Source organism: Massilia sp. WG5, assembly GCF_001412595.2.
Classification (GTDB): Bacteria; Pseudomonadota; Gammaproteobacteria; order Burkholderiales; family Burkholderiaceae_D; genus Telluria.
This window is the reverse complement of the sequence record NZ_CP012640.2, coordinates 5,171,267-5,186,984: the sequence shown is the minus strand read 5'-3', so window position 1 is coordinate 5,186,984 and position 15,718 is coordinate 5,171,267. Positions and strand designations below refer to the sequence as shown.

14 protein-coding genes are annotated in these 15,718 nt (G+C 68.9%); 3 read left to right on the top strand and 11 right to left on the bottom strand.

Annotation, left to right across the window (positions count from 1 at the left end):
- Positions 1–185: 185 nt before the first annotated feature.
- Positions 186–1,730, top strand: coding sequence for a murein biosynthesis integral membrane protein MurJ (gene murJ / locus AM586_RS23120; RefSeq protein WP_047823158.1), 1,545 nt, complete (start codon positions 186–188; stop codon positions 1,728–1,730).
- Positions 1,731–1,749: 19 nt separating this feature from the next.
- On the opposite strand, the gene AM586_RS23115 is transcribed toward murJ, so the two are convergent.
- From AM586_RS23115 to gspG, 11 genes are read right to left on the bottom strand one after another with little or no spacing between them, the layout of a single operon-like run.
- On the bottom strand, positions 1,750–2,508 hold the full coding sequence (locus tag AM586_RS23115; protein ID WP_047823159.1) for a type II secretion system protein: 759 nt from the start codon (positions 2,506–2,508) through the stop codon (positions 1,750–1,752).
- Complete coding sequence (locus AM586_RS23110; RefSeq protein ID WP_047823160.1) at positions 2,502–2,876, bottom strand: type II secretion system protein; 375 nt, start codon at positions 2,874–2,876, stop codon at positions 2,502–2,504. Before AM586_RS23110 ends, AM586_RS23115 begins: the two co-directional genes overlap by 7 nt.
- Before the next feature lie 4 nt (positions 2,877–2,880).
- The gene (locus tag AM586_RS23105) at positions 2,881–3,357 is read right to left on the bottom strand and encodes a type II secretion system protein (RefSeq protein WP_047823212.1); all 477 of its coding nucleotides are present in this window, start codon (positions 3,355–3,357) and stop codon (positions 2,881–2,883) included.
- Positions 3,354–5,384, bottom strand: coding sequence for a secretin N-terminal domain-containing protein (locus tag AM586_RS23100; RefSeq protein ID WP_060566742.1), 2,031 nt, complete (start codon positions 5,382–5,384; stop codon positions 3,354–3,356). Before AM586_RS23100 ends, AM586_RS23105 begins: the two co-directional genes overlap by 4 nt.
- Positions 5,384–5,953, bottom strand: coding sequence for a hypothetical protein (locus AM586_RS23095; protein ID WP_052233359.1), 570 nt, complete (start codon positions 5,951–5,953; stop codon positions 5,384–5,386). The genes AM586_RS23100 and AM586_RS23095 overlap by 1 nt, the downstream gene beginning before the upstream one ends.
- Positions 5,950–6,552, bottom strand: coding sequence for a hypothetical protein (locus AM586_RS23090; protein WP_047823161.1), 603 nt, complete (start codon positions 6,550–6,552; stop codon positions 5,950–5,952). Before AM586_RS23090 ends, AM586_RS23095 begins: the two co-directional genes overlap by 4 nt.
- Positions 6,549–7,100, bottom strand: a complete 552-nt coding sequence (locus tag AM586_RS23085; RefSeq protein ID WP_047823162.1) for a PilN domain-containing protein — start codon at positions 7,098–7,100, stop codon at positions 6,549–6,551. The genes AM586_RS23090 and AM586_RS23085 overlap by 4 nt, the downstream gene beginning before the upstream one ends.
- The gene (locus tag AM586_RS23080; RefSeq protein WP_197416386.1) at positions 7,097–7,918 is read right to left on the bottom strand and encodes a hypothetical protein; all 822 of its coding nucleotides are present in this window, start codon (positions 7,916–7,918) and stop codon (positions 7,097–7,099) included. The genes AM586_RS23085 and AM586_RS23080 overlap by 4 nt, the downstream gene beginning before the upstream one ends.
- Complete coding sequence (locus tag AM586_RS23075) at positions 7,911–9,596, bottom strand: GspE/PulE family protein (RefSeq protein ID WP_197416388.1); 1,686 nt, start codon at positions 9,594–9,596, stop codon at positions 7,911–7,913. The genes AM586_RS23080 and AM586_RS23075 overlap by 8 nt, the downstream gene beginning before the upstream one ends.
- Before the next feature lie 17 nt (positions 9,597–9,613).
- Positions 9,614–10,807: a type II secretion system F family protein gene (locus tag AM586_RS23070; protein ID WP_047823166.1), complete on the bottom strand. Its 1,194-nt coding sequence runs from the start codon at positions 10,805–10,807 to the stop codon at positions 9,614–9,616.
- A 12-nt stretch (positions 10,808–10,819) separates the two neighbouring features.
- The gene (gene gspG / locus AM586_RS23065) at positions 10,820–11,272 is read right to left on the bottom strand and encodes a type II secretion system major pseudopilin GspG (RefSeq protein WP_229412939.1); all 453 of its coding nucleotides are present in this window, start codon (positions 11,270–11,272) and stop codon (positions 10,820–10,822) included.
- A gap of 395 nt (positions 11,273–11,667) precedes the next feature.
- On the opposite strand from gspG, the gene AM586_RS23060 reads away from it, so the two are divergent.
- Together AM586_RS23060 and AM586_RS23055 are read left to right on the top strand one after the other, a co-directional pair.
- Entirely contained in the window at positions 11,668–12,429 is a 762-nt protein-coding gene (locus AM586_RS23060; RefSeq protein WP_082439490.1) for an NF038120 family PEP-CTERM protein, read from the top strand.
- Between the two features lie 42 nt (positions 12,430–12,471).
- Complete coding sequence (locus AM586_RS23055) at positions 12,472–15,639, top strand: S8 family serine peptidase (protein WP_047823221.1); 3,168 nt, start codon at positions 12,472–12,474, stop codon at positions 15,637–15,639.
- The last annotated feature ends 79 nt before the right edge of the window (positions 15,640–15,718 follow it).

Genomic DNA, 15,718 nt, shown 5'->3' with positions numbered 1-15,718 from the left:
GTGTAAGTTGCGTCCGCAAACACCTCAAACGATTAGTGTCTGCCAACTGAATTCAATACAGCCCTCGATTATAGCGAAGGTTTCATCGCAGGGCAATTCCAAATTTACGCTTGCGCTCGCTTTACCCCGCAAAAAGCGACGTTCGAAAGTTTTCGTGGGCTATTGCCCAGCTATAATCGCGGGCTATGAACCTACTTCGAACCCTGGCGGCCATCTCGAGCATGACGATGGTCTCCCGCATCACCGGCCTGCTGCGCGACACCCTGTTTGCCCGTGCCTTCGGCGCCTCGCCCTACACCGACGCCTTCTACATCGCGTTCCGCCTGCCCAACCTGCTGCGCCGCCTGTTCGGCGAAGGCGCCTTCTCGCAGGCCTTCGTGCCGATCCTGGCCGAATACAAGACCCAGAAAGGCGAGGCCGCCACCCACAGCCTGGTCGACCATGTGGCGAATACCCTGGTCTGGGCAACCGTGCTGGTCAGCGCGCTCGGCATCGTCGGCGCCCCGCTGATCCTGATGGGCATCGCCAGCGGCCTGGACGGCGACGGCTTCGACAAGGGCGTGGTCATGACCCGCCTGATGTTCCCCTACATCGCCTGCATGTCCTTCGTGGTGCTGGCCGGGGCCGTGCTGAACACCTGGCGCGAATTCAAGGTCCCGGCCTTCACGCCGGTGCTGTGGAACCTGTCCTCGATCTTCTTCTCGCTGTTCCTGGTGAAGTACTTCGAGGTGCCGATCTATTCGATGGCGGTGGCGGTGATGGTCGGCGGCGTGGCCCAGGTCGCGATCCAGATCCCGGCCCTGAAGCGCATCGGCATGCTGCCGCGCCTGTCCCTGAATCCCGTGGCCGGCCTGAGCGACCCCGGCGTGCGCCGCATCCTCAAGAAGATGGGCCCGGCGGTGTTCGCCGTCTCCGCGGCCCAGATCAGCCTGCTCATCAACACCAACTACGCCTCGAACATGGGCGGCGGCGCCGTCTCGGTGCTGCAGTATGCCGACCGCCTGATGGAATTCCCGACCGGGATCCTGGGCGTCGCGCTCGGCACCATCCTGCTGCCCAGCCTGTCCAAGGCCAATTCCGACGGCGACATCGCCGAATACTCGGCCCTGCTCGACTGGGGCCTGCGCCTGACCCTGCTGCTGGCCCTGCCGGCCGCGGTCGGCCTGGCGGCGCTGTCGACGCCGCTGATCGCCGCCCTGTTCAACTACGGCGAATTCAACGCCGCCAACGTGGCCGCCGCCACCGCGCCGCTGATGGCCTATGCGGCCGGCCTGCTGGGCATCATCCTGGTGAAGATCCTGGCCCCGGCCTTCTACGCGCGCCAGGACATCCGCACCCCGGTGCGGATCGCGATCGGCGTGCTGGTCGCGACCCAGGCCATGAACCTGGTGTTCGTGCCCGTGCTGGGCGTGGCCGGCCTGGCGCTGTCGATCGGCCTGGGGGCCTGCCTGAATGCGCTGTTCCTGTACATGGGCCTGCGCCGCCGCCGCATCTACACGCCGCATGCCGGCTGGCTGGTCTTTTTCCTCAAGGTGGCCCTGGCGACCGGCGTGATGGGCGCGGCTGCCTGGTTCAGCCAGGCGCAGCTCGACTGGGCGGCGCTGCGCTCCCACCCCTTCCTGCGCGTCGGCGCCCTGCTCCTGATCATCGCGCTCAGCGCCGTGGTCTACTTCGCCGTGCTGTTCGCGCTGGGCTTCCGTCCGCGCGATTTCACGCGCCGCGCCAAGTGAGGCGCGTCCCCCGCACCGGCTAACGGCGGCTGGCCTCGCCCTCGCCCGACTCTTCGGCGGGCGGCGGCTCCTGGGGTTCCGGCACGGCCAGGTTCTGCGGCGGCGCCGACTCCGGCGCGGGTTCGGGCCGCGACGGCGGCTCGGCCGGCGGCTGATTGCCCGGATTGGCCGGATTGCTCTTCTCCGGGAACAGCGAGGGCAGCGGCGCAGCCGGATTCTGCGGCGGCTGCCTGGGGGGTATCTGCGCCTGCCCCGGCTGCCCGGCCTGCCCCTGCGCCACGCCCTGCCCGGTCGCGGCAAACTTCCACGCCGAGAGATGCTCGCGGTTCTCCAGGTTCTGGAAGCGCGCGTCGAAATTCGCCTGCTTCAGCGGCTTCGCTTCCGACAGGCTGTATACGGCAACGATGCCGGTGCCGCCGTTACCGCCCCCGATGGCATTCCCCTTGTTCAGCCAGACGATGCCCCACTCGGCCTTGCCGGTGATCGGATCGACGAAGATCTTGCGCAGGTGACGGCGGGTGCCGGGAAAGCGCGGGTCCTTCAGCAGTTCTTGCAGCGAAGGCGGCTGCGGCGGCTGGCCGCGCGGGGTCGCTTCCGCATAGCTGGTCAGGGCGGCGCTGAAGGCGGCCCCGATCTCCAGCAGCTCCTGCTCGGCGGCGGCGCGCCGCAGCAGGGCGTCCGCCTTCAGCGTGGCCGCGCCCACCAGGCCGATGATGGTGACCAGCACGATCAGCCCGACATAGGTAAAGCCGGCCTCGCGGCGCCTGCACGCTACCATTCTGCGTAGGGCTTGCCGTTGCGGCCCTTGCCTTCGGCGCCGCTGTGGAGGTCGTAGACGTTGCCGCGCCCCGGCTCCTCGGGCGGCACGACGACCCAGCCGGCGTCGCTCTCGAGCACCGGATCGTAGGGCAGGCGCGGCAGGTATTTTTTCTCGACCAGCTGCTCCAGCGATTCCGGATAGCGCCCGGTGTCGGCATGGAACTGGTCGATCACGGCGCGCGCGGTGCGCAGGTTTTCGGCGAGGATGGTCTCCCTGGTCTTGTCCACGCTCGGGAAGAAGCGCGGCACGGCCAGGGTCAGCAGCAGGGCCACGATGCCCAGCACCACCAGCAATTCGATCAGGGTGAATCCGCGGGTCCGCTTCATCTCGTCACCACCTACTGTACGGAATGCCGTTCAGGCCCACCCGGCCCGACAGCGAATACACGTCGTACACGTCGTCGCCCTCCTTCGGCGCCGATGCCTCGCTGGCGTAGCTGCGCCTGCCCCAGGTCTGGGCGTCTTCCAGCGCGGGGTCGGCGCCGAACGGGTCGCGCGGCAGGCGCCGCAGGAAGTAGATCTTCGTCTTCTTCGGGCTGCGCTGGTCCACCACGCCCTCCACCAGCAGCTCCAGCTTCGGCGGATAGCCGGTGGCGCCCGCGGCCTTGGCGATGCGGCCGTCGTCGCTGGCCTTCTTGTAGGCGTCGATGGCCTGGCGGATCTCGCGCAGCGCCAGGCGCAGGTCCTGCTCGTGGCGGCGCTGCACGGCCATGCTGGCGGCCGGCGCCACCAGGGTCCCGAGCAGGGCCAGGATGGCGAGCGTGACCAGCAGCTCGATCAGCGTGAAGCCGCGCGCGCGACGCATCATCGCTGGGCCGGCAGCGGCGTCACGTCGGGTGTTGCGATCGGCACGGCCTGCACGCCCGGCGTGGGCGGCAGCGCGCTCGCCGGGCTCGATGCCGGCGCGGCCGGCGGCGGTCCGCCCATGCTGACGCTGGTGGCCGGCACCATCCCGCCCTGGGCCGGCGCCGCCGCGGCCGGTGCGGCTGTGGCTGCGGGCGGTGCGGCTGCGGGCGGCGCGGACGGCGCGCCCGCACGGCCCCCGGCCGGGGCCGGCAACTGGGCCGGCGCACGCGCCGCGCCGTCCGGACGGCGCCGGAAGCTCGCCTCCGTGCCGGCGTTGAACTCGGCGACGTTGGCGGCCGGGCGCTGGATATTGCGCACCAGGTGCGGCGTGATCGACAGCACCACCTCGGTCTTGTCGCGGGTGTCCTGGCGGCTGCCGAACAGGCGCCCGACCAGCGGCAGGTCGCCCAGGCCCGGCAGGTGGGTCGCGCTGCTGCGCTCGTCGTTCTTGATCAGGCCCGCCAGCACCTGGTTCTCGCCGTCCTTCAGCTGCAGCATGGTGGCGGCCGAACGGGTGCCGATGCGGTAGGCGGTGGTGCCGCTCTTGGTCTCGATGGTATCGACCAGGGTGCTGGCCTCGAGCGAGATGCGGATTCCGATCTCGTTGTTCAGGTAGATGGTCGGCTCGACGTTCAGGGTCAGGCCGACGTCGACGTAGTTGACCGACTCCGAGGCGAAGCCGCCCACGCCCGACGAAATGGTCGTGGTGATGGTCGGCAGCTTGTCGCCGATGACGACCTTGGCCTTTTCCTTGTTGCGCACGCGGATGCGCGGCGCGGCCAGGGTGTTGGCGTCGCCGTCGGTCTTCTTGGCGGTGACCGAGGCCGATACCGGCGAAACGCCGATGCTCCTGACCCCGAGGCCGCGCAACTGGTCGATGGTGAGCGGCCCGGCGCCGGCGGTCGTGATCGGCGCGAAGGAGAGCGTGGTCGGCAAGTCGACGCCCAGGTCGAGCAGGCGGTTGCGCTGCACTTCGAGCACCTCGACGTCGAGCACGACCTCGGGCTCCGGCACGTCCTGCAGCTGCACCAGCTGGGTGGCCAGCTTGACCGCCTCCGGGGTGTCGCGCAGGATCACCAGGTTGAGCTTTTCGTCGACCACCACGTCGCGCGACTTGAGGATGGTCTTGAGCGTGTTGGCGATGCTCTTCGCCTCCGCGTTCGCCAGGAAGAAGGTCTTGACCGTCATCTCCTGGTATTCCTTCTGCTTGGCCGCCACGTTCGGGTAGATCAGGATGGTGTTGCCGTCCATGACCTGGCGCTCGAGCTGGTTGGTCATCAGGAGGTAGTAGACCGCCGATTCGACCGTGCTGTTCTTCAGGAAGACCGAAGCGCGCTGGTCGCCCTTCACGTCCTTGTCGAACAAAAAGTTCAGGCCCGAGTGGCGCGAGATGACTTCGAAGATCTGCCTGAGCGGCGCATCGCGGAATTCCAGGCTGATCGGCTTCCTGAAGGCTTGCGCCAGGGCCGCCTCGGCCGGCGCCGACGAGTCCTGCTCGTTCACTTCGGCCAGCAGCTGGCGCGCCGGCTCGTGGGTCGGACGCTCGCTCAGGATCGCGCCCAGCTTCTGGCGCGCGGCGTCGAAGTCCTTGCGTTCGACCGCGGCGCGCGCCTCGGCCAGCAGCACGCCGTGGCGGCGGTCGGCCTCGACCTGGCGCAGGCCGGCGCGGGCACGATCGTTGACCGGGTCGATGGCCAGCACGCGCTGGTAATCCTGCAGGGCCAGCGCCACCCGTCCGTCGGCGATCTCGCGGTCGGCCTGGGTCAGCAGGCGGTTGGTGGCGTCGTCGCGCACGCGCAGGTAGGCCGACTTGTAGGCGGCATTCGCCGGATCGGCGGCCACCGCTTCCTGGTATTTCACGAGGCCGGCTTCGACCTTGTCCTGGGCCACGAGCGCATTGCCCTCGCGGTAGGCCATCTGGCCGGCACAACCGGCCAGCAGCAAGCTGGCCGCCAGAGGGACCGACAGGGTACGGGACAGACGAAGCATCAGTCGAACACTCCAATATTGATCTGCTGAACCTTGTTCAGCGGCAGATAGGTCAGGGTCAGCAACGGCGGCGCGATCGCGTCGACGCGGTAGGTGCCGTCGATCACGGCCTTGTCGCGCACGACATAGGTGCGGTCGCCGCGCGCCAGGTAGACCTCCCAGGTCCCGTCGGCCACCGACTTGCCGATGAAGGTGAAGGGAAGCGGCGGCGCGCTCGGCGGAGGCGGCGGCGGCGCCGGTGCGGGCGGCGGCGGAGGTGGTGTCCAGTCCTGGCGCCCGAACACCGCATTGTCGCCCTGCCGGAACTGCTCGTCGCTGTCGCCGATCAGGATCTCGCGCGGCACCAGGGCCAGGATCGGCGACCGGCCGGCGGCCCTGGCATCGGGCGCTGCGGACGCAGGCGCACGCGCGTCAGCCGCTGCGGACGGTGCAGCCTGCACCACCACGCGCGCCGCGGGCGCACGTTCCACCGCCTCGGCCACCTCGGCGCCGGGCGCCCTGTCGCCGAAGATGGCCAGCAGCGCGGCGCCCGCGAGGGCCGCACCCAGCACCAGGTGGCGCGGCTTCATCGCTCCCCTCCGGGCACGTCCTTCAGATACAGGGTCAGGCGCAGGCGCGCCTCCACCACCGGGTCGCCGATGGTGTCGCGGCGGAAGCCGATGTCGTCCAGCGAGGCGAAGGGAATCGCGCGCAGCGCGCCCATCGCGAACTGCCAGATCGCGCCGTAGCTGCCCTTCACCGGCAGGTTGACCTGGTAGGTGGCGACGCGCGCGTTGCGGTCGTAGCCGGTCTTGTATTCGCCCTGGCTCAGCGACAGGCCGTTCTTCGCGGCCAGCGCGAACAGGGTCCTGACCTGCTGTTCGGCGTAGCGGCGCGACCCCAGGGCGGCATAGAAGGCATCCAGCTCATCGACCGCCTGGGCCGGGAGCGCAGGCGGCGCCAGCGGCCTCGCTGGTGCCGCGGCGCCGGCCGCAAGCGCGGCCTGGCGCGCGGCACGGGCGGCGGCCAGGGCGTCGCGTTCGCCCTCGAGCTGCGTGGTCGCGTGCACGGTCCAGGCCAGCGCGGCGGCGCAGGCCACGCACAGCAGCCCGGCCACGGCCATCACCGGCCAGGCGCGCAAGGCCAGCTGCAGGCGCAGGAACAGGCTGCCGAAGGCCGGTGACTTCATGGCGCCGCCTTCCACTGCGCGTCGAGCTGGAAGCGGATCGGCCGGTTCGGGTCCTGCTCGTTGATCTCGTGGCGCGCCAGCGTGACGGCGCTGAACCAGTCGACTTTCTGCAGCTGCTCGACGTAGGCGATCATGTCGTCGCTGCTTTTCGCCTCGGCGGTGATGCGCACCGTATTCTTCTTCGCGTCCGGCTCCAGCGCCAGCAGCGCGATATGCGCCGGCGTGCCGGCCTGCACCGCATCGTGCAGCGCGCGCCAGGGCAGGTTCAGCTGCAGCACGGCGGCGTTCACGGCCGCCGCCTGGGCTTCGGGCACGGGCGGACGCACGGGTGCGGGCGCCTGCGCCCGGGCAGCCGCCCGCGCCTGCACCTGCGTCTGCGCGCGCAGCAGCTCGACCTCGCCCTGGCGGCGCCGCAGCGCGGCGCTGGCGCCGAGCAGCGCCATGGCCAGGAAGACCAGGACCGACACCACGCCCCAGCTCTGGCGCGGCGTACGGAACACGGTGCGCGCCAGGCCCGGCGGGGCGAAATCGATGTTCATCTTCCTCATGCCGCCCTCCCCGCCAATGCCAGCCGCGCACTGTCCGGCCACAGCGGATCGGTGTCATCCTCGAACAGCGTGCAGGCGAACTTCAGGCGCCCGGCGCTGCTGGCCCAGCTTTGCGGCGCGGGACCGCTGACCTGCAGGCGCTCGGGCCGGCCCAGGCCCACGCGCAGGGCCTCGCGTGCGATGTGGCCTTCCAGCCAGTCGCGGTCGGCGCCGTCGGGAATCGGCGCGGTGCGCACCGCGGCCAGCCTGGCGCCATCGAAGGCGGCCGCGCTCAGCACCCCGCCATGCACCAGCCCGAACCAGGCGCCGGGGCGGCGCAGCGAACGGTGCCGGTTCAGCGCGGCGACCAGTTGCGGCGTCACTTCGACCAGGCGGAAGCCCTGGCCGCCGGCAGCCTGCTGCAGCTGCGCCAGCAGGGCTTCGGGCATGGCGGCGGCCAGGAAAGGCTGGGTCGCGCTCCAGTCGGCGTGGATGCGCCATCCGGCCGGACTGGCGCCGAACAGCGACTGGAAGCGCAGCGCCGCGGCGGCTTCGAGGTCGGCCATGCGGGTAGCAAAGGCGGGCGGCGTTACCTGCCACAGCCGCACCAGTTCGTCGGACAGCACCACGCGCAAGGGCCAGCCGGCGCTCCGGTGCTCCGCCAGCAGCGTCTCCAGTTCGCGCCCGATGGCCGGGAAGCCGTTGGCGGCGAAGCGCGCCTCGCCCAGCAGCTGGGTGCGCGCATGCGGCCAGATGCTGGTGCGCACCAGCGCCAGCGCGTCGGGCGCGACCCCGAGGCGCAGCGACTGTCCCAGCAGCGGACGGATCCATCTACGCATGCAGGGTCACCCGTTTGATTTCTTCGATGGTGGTGGCGCCGCGCTTCACCAGGTCGAGCGCCGCCAGGCGCAGGCTGCGGGTGCCGTTGGCGGCGGCCGCGGCCTTGATGCGGCGGATCGGCTGCTTGTCGACGATCAGTTCGCGGATCTCGTCGTTCAGGGTCAGGATCTCGGCGATCGAGCGGCGCCCCTTGTAGCCGGTGCCGCGGCAGTCCCCGCAGCCCTTGCCGCGCATGAACAGGTAGTCGCCCACCTCTTCCGGATGGAGGTGCGCCGAGGCCAGCTCGGCCTGGTCCGGCTCGTAGGACGTGGCGCAGTGCGGGCAGTTCATGCGGATCAGGCGCTGGGCCCAGATTCCGTTCAGGGCCGAGACGAAGGCATACGGATCGATGCCCATGTGGGTGAAGCGGCCGAACACGTCGAATACATTGTTGGCGTGGACGGTCGTCAGCACCAGGTGCCCCGTCAACGCCGACTGCACCGCGATCTCGGCGGTCTCGCGGTCGCGGATCTCGCCGACCATGATCTTGTCCGGGTCGTGGCGCAGGATGGAACGCAGGCCCTTGGCGAAGGTCAGCCCCTTCTTTTCGTTGACCGGAATCTGCAGGATGCCGGGCAGCTGGTATTCGACCGGGTCCTCGATGGTGATGATCTTCTCGCGCCCGTTGTGGATCTCGGTCAGCGCCGCGTACAGCGTGGTGGTCTTGCCGGAACCGGTCGGCCCCGTCACCAGCAGCATGCCGTAGGCTTCCTGGGCCAGCGAACGCAGGGTCGCCAGCGAGGGCGCGTCGAAGCCCAGCGCCTCCAGGCTCAAGGAGCCGTAGGCTTCGATCATGGCGCGCTTGTCGAGGATACGGATGACCGCATCCTCGCCGTGGATGCTGGGCATGATCGAGACGCGCAGGTCGATCTCGCGCCCGCCCGATTCGACCCGGAAGCTGCCGTCCTGCGGCACGCGGCGCTCGGCGATATCGAGCTCCGCCAGCACCTTCAGGCGCGAGATGATGTGCTCCGCCAGTTCGATGCCGCCGACCGAGGCCGCGTGATCCAGCACGCCGTCGACGCGGTACTTGACCGCCAGGCCGCCGGCCGTACTCTCCAGGTGGATGTCGGAGGCGCCCGCCTTCAGCGCATCGTACAAAGTCGAGTTGACCAGCTTGACGGCCGGGCTGGCGCCTTCCGAAACGGAGGCGAAGGACAGCACCGACGCGGTCCTGCCGTCGCGCCGCGGATCGAGTCCGGCTGCGCCGCCGTCGCCGACCAGGCTGTCGACCGCGCGCGCCGACTCCTCCTGCTTGCCCAGATAGGCCTGGATGTCGCCGGCCAGCGCCAGGCGCAGGTGCAGCGGCCGCGCGGAGGTAGCGCCGGCCTGCGCCGCCAGCCAGGTTTGCAGATCCAGGTCGAAGGGGTCGGCGATCACGCCGGTCAGCAGTCCCTGGGGGTCGCGCAGCAGCACGCAATGGCGGGCCAGCGCCAGCGCCAGCGGCAGCAGGTCGAAGGCCGGCTGCTGGCCGAACATCTCGACCGTCTCCATCACCGTCAGGCCGAAGGGCTCGGCCAGCTGGCGCACGATCTGGCGCGGTTCCTGGCCGGACAGGGCCTGCAGTTCCTCGACCAGCGAGCGTTGCGACTGGCGGCTCTGCGCGCGTGCGCGCGCCAGCAGCGCAGGATCCAGCATGTCGTACAGCGGCGCGCTCACGACATGTCTCCGGCAAGGTCGAAGATCGGCATGTACAGCAGCACGACGATGGCGCCGACCACCAGGCCAATCGCGGCCATCAGCAGCGGCTCGAAGGTGCGCGTGAAGCGGTCGATCCAGCGCCCGATCTCGCCGTCGTAGAAGGCGGCCGAGCGGGTCAGCATCGGGCCCATGTCGCCGGTGCGCTCGCCCACTCGCAGCATGCGCAACGAGATCGGCGTGGTCAGGCCGTTGGCCTCGAAGGCGTCGGACAGCGGGCGCCCGGATTCGATCGCGCCCTTGGCCGCGCGCAGGCCGGCGGCGAGGCCGGGCGAGACCATGCCCTGCACGGTCCCGATCGCGCTCACCAGGGTGATGCCGCCTTCGTTGAGCATGCCAAGGGTCAGGTACAGGCGCGACAGCTCGTAGACGCGGGCGCGTTCGCCGATGCCGGGCAGCTTCGCCAGCAGGCGCGCCGCCCCGCCCCGGCGCAGCACGCGGCGGATGCCCCAGCCGGCCAGCAAGATCGCGGCGGCGAAGGACAGCAGCAGGCCGCCCGCGTGGCGGCCCGCGAACTGGCCCCATTCGAGCATCACGCGCGACATCCACGGCAGGTTGCGCCCTGCCCCCTGGTACACCTCGGCGAAGCGCGGCACCACATAGGAGATCAGGAAGATCGAGACGCCGCCGCCGACCACCAGCAGGATCGAAGGATAGATCGAGGCGCTGACGATCTTGGCGCGCACGGTGTCGATGCGCTGCTGGTATTCGATATAGCGTTCGAGCGCGCGCGGCAGGTCGCTGGTGCCTTCGGCGGCGCGCACGATGCCGACGTAGAGCGGCGGGAACAGGCCCGGCTGCTCGGCCAGCACGCCGGAGAAGCGCTTGCCTTCGCGCAGGCCGGCCAGCAGGCGCTCCAGCACGGCGCGGGTGGCGGGGCTGGCTTCCTTTTCGAGCAGGGCCTCCAGGCCTTCGACGATGCCGAGGCCCGCGGTCAGCAGCGCCAGCAGCTCCTGGCTGAACAGCACCAGCGACAGCTTGCCGCCGCGACGCCCATGGAAGCGCAGCCCTGCGCCGCGCACCGGTTCGACCGCGCTGACATAGAGTCCGCGCGCCTCGACCTGGCGCCGCGCATCCGCCTCATCCGAGGCGTCGACCACCACACGGGCGATGCTCATGTCGGGAGCGAGGGTGCGAACCGCGAACTGCACGGTGGAAGCGCTTTACTGCGAGCTGATGTCGGCGGCTTCGCCGGCGCCGCCGGGCTGGCCGTCCTTGCCCAGCGAGAGAATCTCATACTCGCCCTTGCTGCCGGGGGCGCGGTATTGGTAAGCATGCCCCCAGGGGTCGAGCGGCACGCCCTTCTTCAGGTAGGGGCCGTTCCATTTGCCGGCGGCCGTGGGCGGCGCCGTCATCAGGGCATTCAGGCCTTCTTCCGTGGTCGGATAGCGGCCCACGTCGAGGCGGAAGGTGTCGAGCGACTTCTCGAAGGCTTCGATCTGGGCGCGCGCGACGGTGACTTCGGACTTGCCGAGCTGCGAGAAATACTTGGGACCGACATAGGCCGCCAGCAGACCGATGATGACGATCACCACCAGCAGTTCGAGCAGGGTGAAACCCGCGCTGCGAACGCTGCGTGCACCACCTGTCATGCCCCGGTACAGCTCTGAAACCATTCCCACTCCTTTGTGCCTTTTGGAAAGCATAGCGCTGCTAGGCTACCACGCCCATTAGCGCATAGACAATTTCTTTTTTTGAATTAAAACAAGCCAGCGATAGACGAACAGATGAGTGTGTTCCCATTCATTAGAAAGCGATCGACATGTCGCAAATCTGTAGCGGATTTTGAACAAATGTCATTTCGTTCCTGGACAAGGATTTACTAGGGGAAACCGAATTAAATTCCACAGTGCACCAAAAAAACCATGTTTAAATCGTTGATTTTTTTGTCACAAAAATTGTTTCCGTTGCTATATTTAATTGCAACCGGGTAAATAAACACGGTGTATCAAAGCCTGCGTCCAGCCGCCGGGCGGGACGCGATTCAACCATAACGAAAAAGGCAGATCTCATGAATCGGACCACACATTCCGTCGTTCCCGCCGCACCTCGCGGCCTTCAGAAATTCCTCGGTGCGGCCGTGCTCGCCGTCGCGGCCGCGGCCCCCGCGCAGGCCGGCGTCATCACCTTCGACGACCCGCAGAACTTCGGCCCGGGCATGGTATTCGGCGGCGACCTGTGGCAGGAGGCCGGCTACGACATCGGCTTCTTCGCGAACCTGCCGGGCGACGGATACGGCAGCCTGGTCGGCATGGTGTACGACGGCGACGGATCGAGCTGCGATACCTCGTCGCAGATCTGCCCGGGCAACAAGTCCGGCGCCTATTTCGGCGCCCTGAACGACACCTACCTCGACATGATGTTCACGGCGGGCGCGGGCTTCAAGATCAAGTCCTTCGACGCCGGTTTCATCGGCACCAACGCCGCCATGGGCAGCTACCCCAACCCGGTCGGCCTGGTGCGCATCCTCGGCATCACCACCGCCGGCACCAGCATTACCCAGGACTTCTGGTTCGACAACGCGGTCCAGGCCAAGAACTTCCAGCTGAACACCTTCAACACCAGCGGCGTGTTCGCCAACACCGTGCTGAAGGAAGCCCTGTTCTACGGCTTCGCCTGCAATACCGGGGGCAGCTGCCAGGCCTTCGCCACCGACCGCGGCCAGTTCGGCATCGACAACATCACCACCACCGACGTGCCGGAACCGGCCACCGCCGCCCTCGCCGCCCTGGGCCTGCTGGGCCTGGCCGCCGCACGCCGCCGCAAGTCCTGAACCGCGCTCCACAAGAACAACGATAAAGAGAGGAAAAACCGAATGAAGATGCGTCCCCTTTCCGCAGCCGTCGCGCTGCTGCTGGCCGGCATGCTGGCCAGCGCCCAGGCAGATGACCTGCGCCGTCCCTACATCGTGCAGCTGGCCGACAAGCCGGTAGCATCCTACGAAGGCGGTATCGACGGCCTCGCCGCCACCAAGCCCGAGCCGGGCCAGCGCCTCGAACTGAGCTCGAACGCCGTGGTCCAGTACAGCGACTACCTGGCCGGGAAGCAGTCGAGCGTGCAGGCCGTGGTCGCCAACGCGCCGGTGACCTACACCTACAGCGTGGTGCTGAACGGCTTTGCCGCGATGCTGACCGACGACGAAGTGCGCGCCCTGCAGGCCCGCACCGACGTCGCCTCGGTGACCCCGGACACCCCGCGCAAGATGGACACGACCTACACCTCGCATTTCCTGGGCCTGGACAAGGACGACGGCCTGTGGGCCAAGCTGGGCGGCCGCAGCGCTGCCGGCGAAGGCATCGTGGTCGGCATCGTCGACGGTGGCGTGTGGCCGGAAAATCCGGCCTATGCCGACCGCGTCGACGCCAACGGCAAACCGACCTTCGACAACAACGGCAGCCTGGCGTATGACGCGCCGCCCTCGACCTGGAAAGGCAGCTGCCAGACCGGCGAAGGCTTCACCGCCGCCAACTGCAACAACAAGCTGATCGGCGCGCAGTATTTCGACGCCACCTTCAAGAGCCTGCCGCAATACACCACCCACTGGACCGAATTCCGCTCGCCGCGCGATTCGATCGGCGGCACCGTCGGCCATGGCGGCCACGGCACCCACACCTCGAGCACCGCGGCCGGCAACGCCGGGGCGGAATCGATCGTCAGCGGCGTCAGCCTCGGCCCGGTGTCGGGCATGGCGCCGCGCGCCCGCATCGCCATGTACAAGGTGTGCTGGACCTACAACGACGCCACCGACCCGACCGGCGGCAAGAACAGCTGCTTCACCGGCGACAGCGTCGCGGCAATCGAAAAGGCCGTGGTCGACGGCGTGAACGTCATCAACTACTCGATCAGCGGCGGCACCGCGGTCACCGACCTGGTCGAGCAGGCCTTCCTGCACGCCTCGAACGCCGGCGTGTTCGTTTCGGCATCGGCCGGCAATGACGGCCCGTCCAACAGCGTGGCCCACATCAGCCCATGGGAAGCCACCATCGCCGCCTCGACCCACAACCGCGAGCTGCAGTCCGACGTCCTGCTGGGCGACGGCCGCAAGTTCACCGGCGCCTCGATGATCACCACCCCGCTGCCGGCGGCGCCGATGATCACCTCGGAGCAGGCGGCCCTGGCCACCGCCAGCGCGAACTCGTCCTCGCTGTGCTACAGCTCGACCTGGACCAGCGCCGACTGGCCGGTCGCCAAGCCCTCGCTGGATCCGGCCAAGGTCGCCGGCAAGATCGTGACCTGCACCCGCGGCACCAACGACCGCCTCGACAAGAGCAAGGCCGTCAAGGAAGCCGGCGGCGTCGGCATGGTCGAGATCGACAACGGCGCGGGCCTGATCGCCGAAGTGCACGCGGTCCCGACCGTGCACGTGAGCGCGGCCGACGGCGCCATCATCAAGACCTACGCCGCCAGCCAGGGCGCAAGCGCCTCGATGACCAAGTTCGTCACCGGCACCTCGGCCGTGAAGGCGCCGGTGGTGGCCTCGTTCTCCTCGCGCGGCCCGAACCGCTACGACGGCAACCAGCTCAAGCCCGACCTGGCTGCGCCCGGCGTCGACATCATCGCCGCCGTGACCCCGGAAATGACCGCGGCCCAGCGCGCCGATGTCGTCAACGGCACCGCCGCCCCGGTCAGCGCCTGGGCTTCCTACCAGGGCACCTCGATGGCCGCGCCACACGTGGCCGGCATCGCCGCCCTGCTGCACCAGCTGAACCCGACCTGGACCCCGGCGATGATCAAATCGGCGCTGATGACCAGCGCCACCGACACCTTCGCCGATACCATCCCGGCCGGCGACACCCGCGGCATCCTGCCGTTCGGCCAGGGCGCCGGCCACATCAACCCGAACGGCGCGATGGATCCGGGCCTGGTGTTCGATATCGCAGCGGCAGACTACCAGCGCTACCTGTGCGGCCTGGGCGTGTCGGGCGCAAACTGCGCGGGCGGCCAGATCGCCGGCTACAACCTGAACCTGCCGTCGATCTCGGTCGGTAACGTGCTGGGCAGCACCGTCGTGACCCGCAAGGTGACCAACGTCGGCGCCGAAGCCGAAACCTACGCCGCGACGTCGACGGTGCCGGGCTTCTCGGTCGCCGTGTCGCCGGCCTCGCTGACGGTCGCACCGGGCGCCAGCGCCACCTTCACGGTGACCCTGACCCGCACCAACTCGGCCTTCAACACCTGGCAGTTCGGCTCGCTGACGCTGGCCGGCAGCAAGCACACCGTCCGCATCCCGGTGGTGGCGCGTTCCGGCACGCCGTTCATCGCGCCGGGCCTGATCTCGGTGCCGAAGACCGCGGCCAGCAAGTCGTACTCGATCCAGACCGGCTTCACCGGCACCGTCAAGGCGCTGTCCGGCATGAAGGAAATCACCCGCAGCGACGACGTCGTCGCCCAGGCAGTCCTCAGCACGGTGAACAGCACTGCCGCCGTACAGACCGCCTGCCGCAACGCCATCGCCGGCGTGAAGGTGACCTCGGTGACCGTCCCCGCCGGCACCTTGCTGGCGCAGTGGGAATTGTTCGACCGTGACACCGACGCCGGCACCGGCGCGACCGACCTCGACCTCGCCGTGCTGAACCCGGCCGGCAACCTGGTCGCCTACTCGGGCAACGAAGGCGCCAACGAACTGGTGGCGCTGAACGCACCGGCAGCAGGCACCTACAAGGTGTGCGTGGTCGGCTTCACGACGCCGAACAAGGTGTCGTCGAGCTACAAGCTGTCGTCGGCCGTCGTGACCACCGCCGACAAGGCCGGCAGCTTCCGCGTCGGCGTGCCGGCCAAGGTCTACCAGGGCAGCGCCGCCACCGTCGCCGCTGGCTGGTCGGGCCTGGCGACCGGCAAGCGCTTCCTGGGCGCCGTCCAGCTGCAGCAGGACGCGACCGGCGTCGTCGGTGCGACCACCGTGTTCCAGGTCGAGACCAACAACCCGATCCCGCTGGGCGAGCCGGTGCAGCGCGCCGTGGTCCAGCAAGACTCGGGTATTTAATACTCAGGACCGGCCCGGCGAACCCGCCGGGCGCAAAAAAAGCCGCGTGCCTTCGGGCCGCGGCTTTTTTATTGATGTG

What these genes read in the sequence shown, in the direction of transcription:
- murJ (WP_047823158.1), top strand. Translation starts at nt 186, where the DNA reads ATGAACCTACTTCGAACCCTGGCGGCCATCTCGAGCATGACGATGGTC.
- AM586_RS23115 (WP_047823159.1), bottom strand. Translation starts at nt 2,508, where the DNA reads ATGGTAGCGTGCAGGCGCCGCGAGGCCGGCTTTACCTATGTCGGGCTG.
- AM586_RS23110 (WP_047823160.1), bottom strand. Translation starts at nt 2,876, where the DNA reads ATGAAGCGGACCCGCGGATTCACCCTGATCGAATTGCTGGTGGTGCTG.
- AM586_RS23105 (WP_047823212.1), bottom strand. Translation starts at nt 3,357, where the DNA reads ATGATGCGTCGCGCGCGCGGCTTCACGCTGATCGAGCTGCTGGTCACG.
- AM586_RS23100 (WP_060566742.1), bottom strand. Translation starts at nt 5,384, where the DNA reads ATGCTTCGTCTGTCCCGTACCCTGTCGGTCCCTCTGGCGGCCAGCTTG.
- AM586_RS23095 (WP_052233359.1), bottom strand. Translation starts at nt 5,953, where the DNA reads ATGAAGCCGCGCCACCTGGTGCTGGGTGCGGCCCTCGCGGGCGCCGCG.
- AM586_RS23090 (WP_047823161.1), bottom strand. Translation starts at nt 6,552, where the DNA reads ATGAAGTCACCGGCCTTCGGCAGCCTGTTCCTGCGCCTGCAGCTGGCC.
- AM586_RS23085 (WP_047823162.1), bottom strand. Translation starts at nt 7,100, where the DNA reads ATGAGGAAGATGAACATCGATTTCGCCCCGCCGGGCCTGGCGCGCACC.
- AM586_RS23080 (WP_197416386.1), bottom strand. Translation starts at nt 7,918, where the DNA reads ATGCGTAGATGGATCCGTCCGCTGCTGGGACAGTCGCTGCGCCTCGGG.
- AM586_RS23075 (WP_197416388.1), bottom strand. Translation starts at nt 9,596, where the DNA reads ATGCTGGATCCTGCGCTGCTGGCGCGCGCACGCGCGCAGAGCCGCCAG.
- gspG (WP_229412939.1), bottom strand. Translation starts at nt 11,272, where the DNA reads ATGGTTTCAGAGCTGTACCGGGGCATGACAGGTGGTGCACGCAGCGTT.
- AM586_RS23060 (WP_082439490.1), top strand. Translation starts at nt 11,668, where the DNA reads ATGAATCGGACCACACATTCCGTCGTTCCCGCCGCACCTCGCGGCCTT.
- AM586_RS23055 (WP_047823221.1), top strand. Translation starts at nt 12,472, where the DNA reads ATGAAGATGCGTCCCCTTTCCGCAGCCGTCGCGCTGCTGCTGGCCGGC.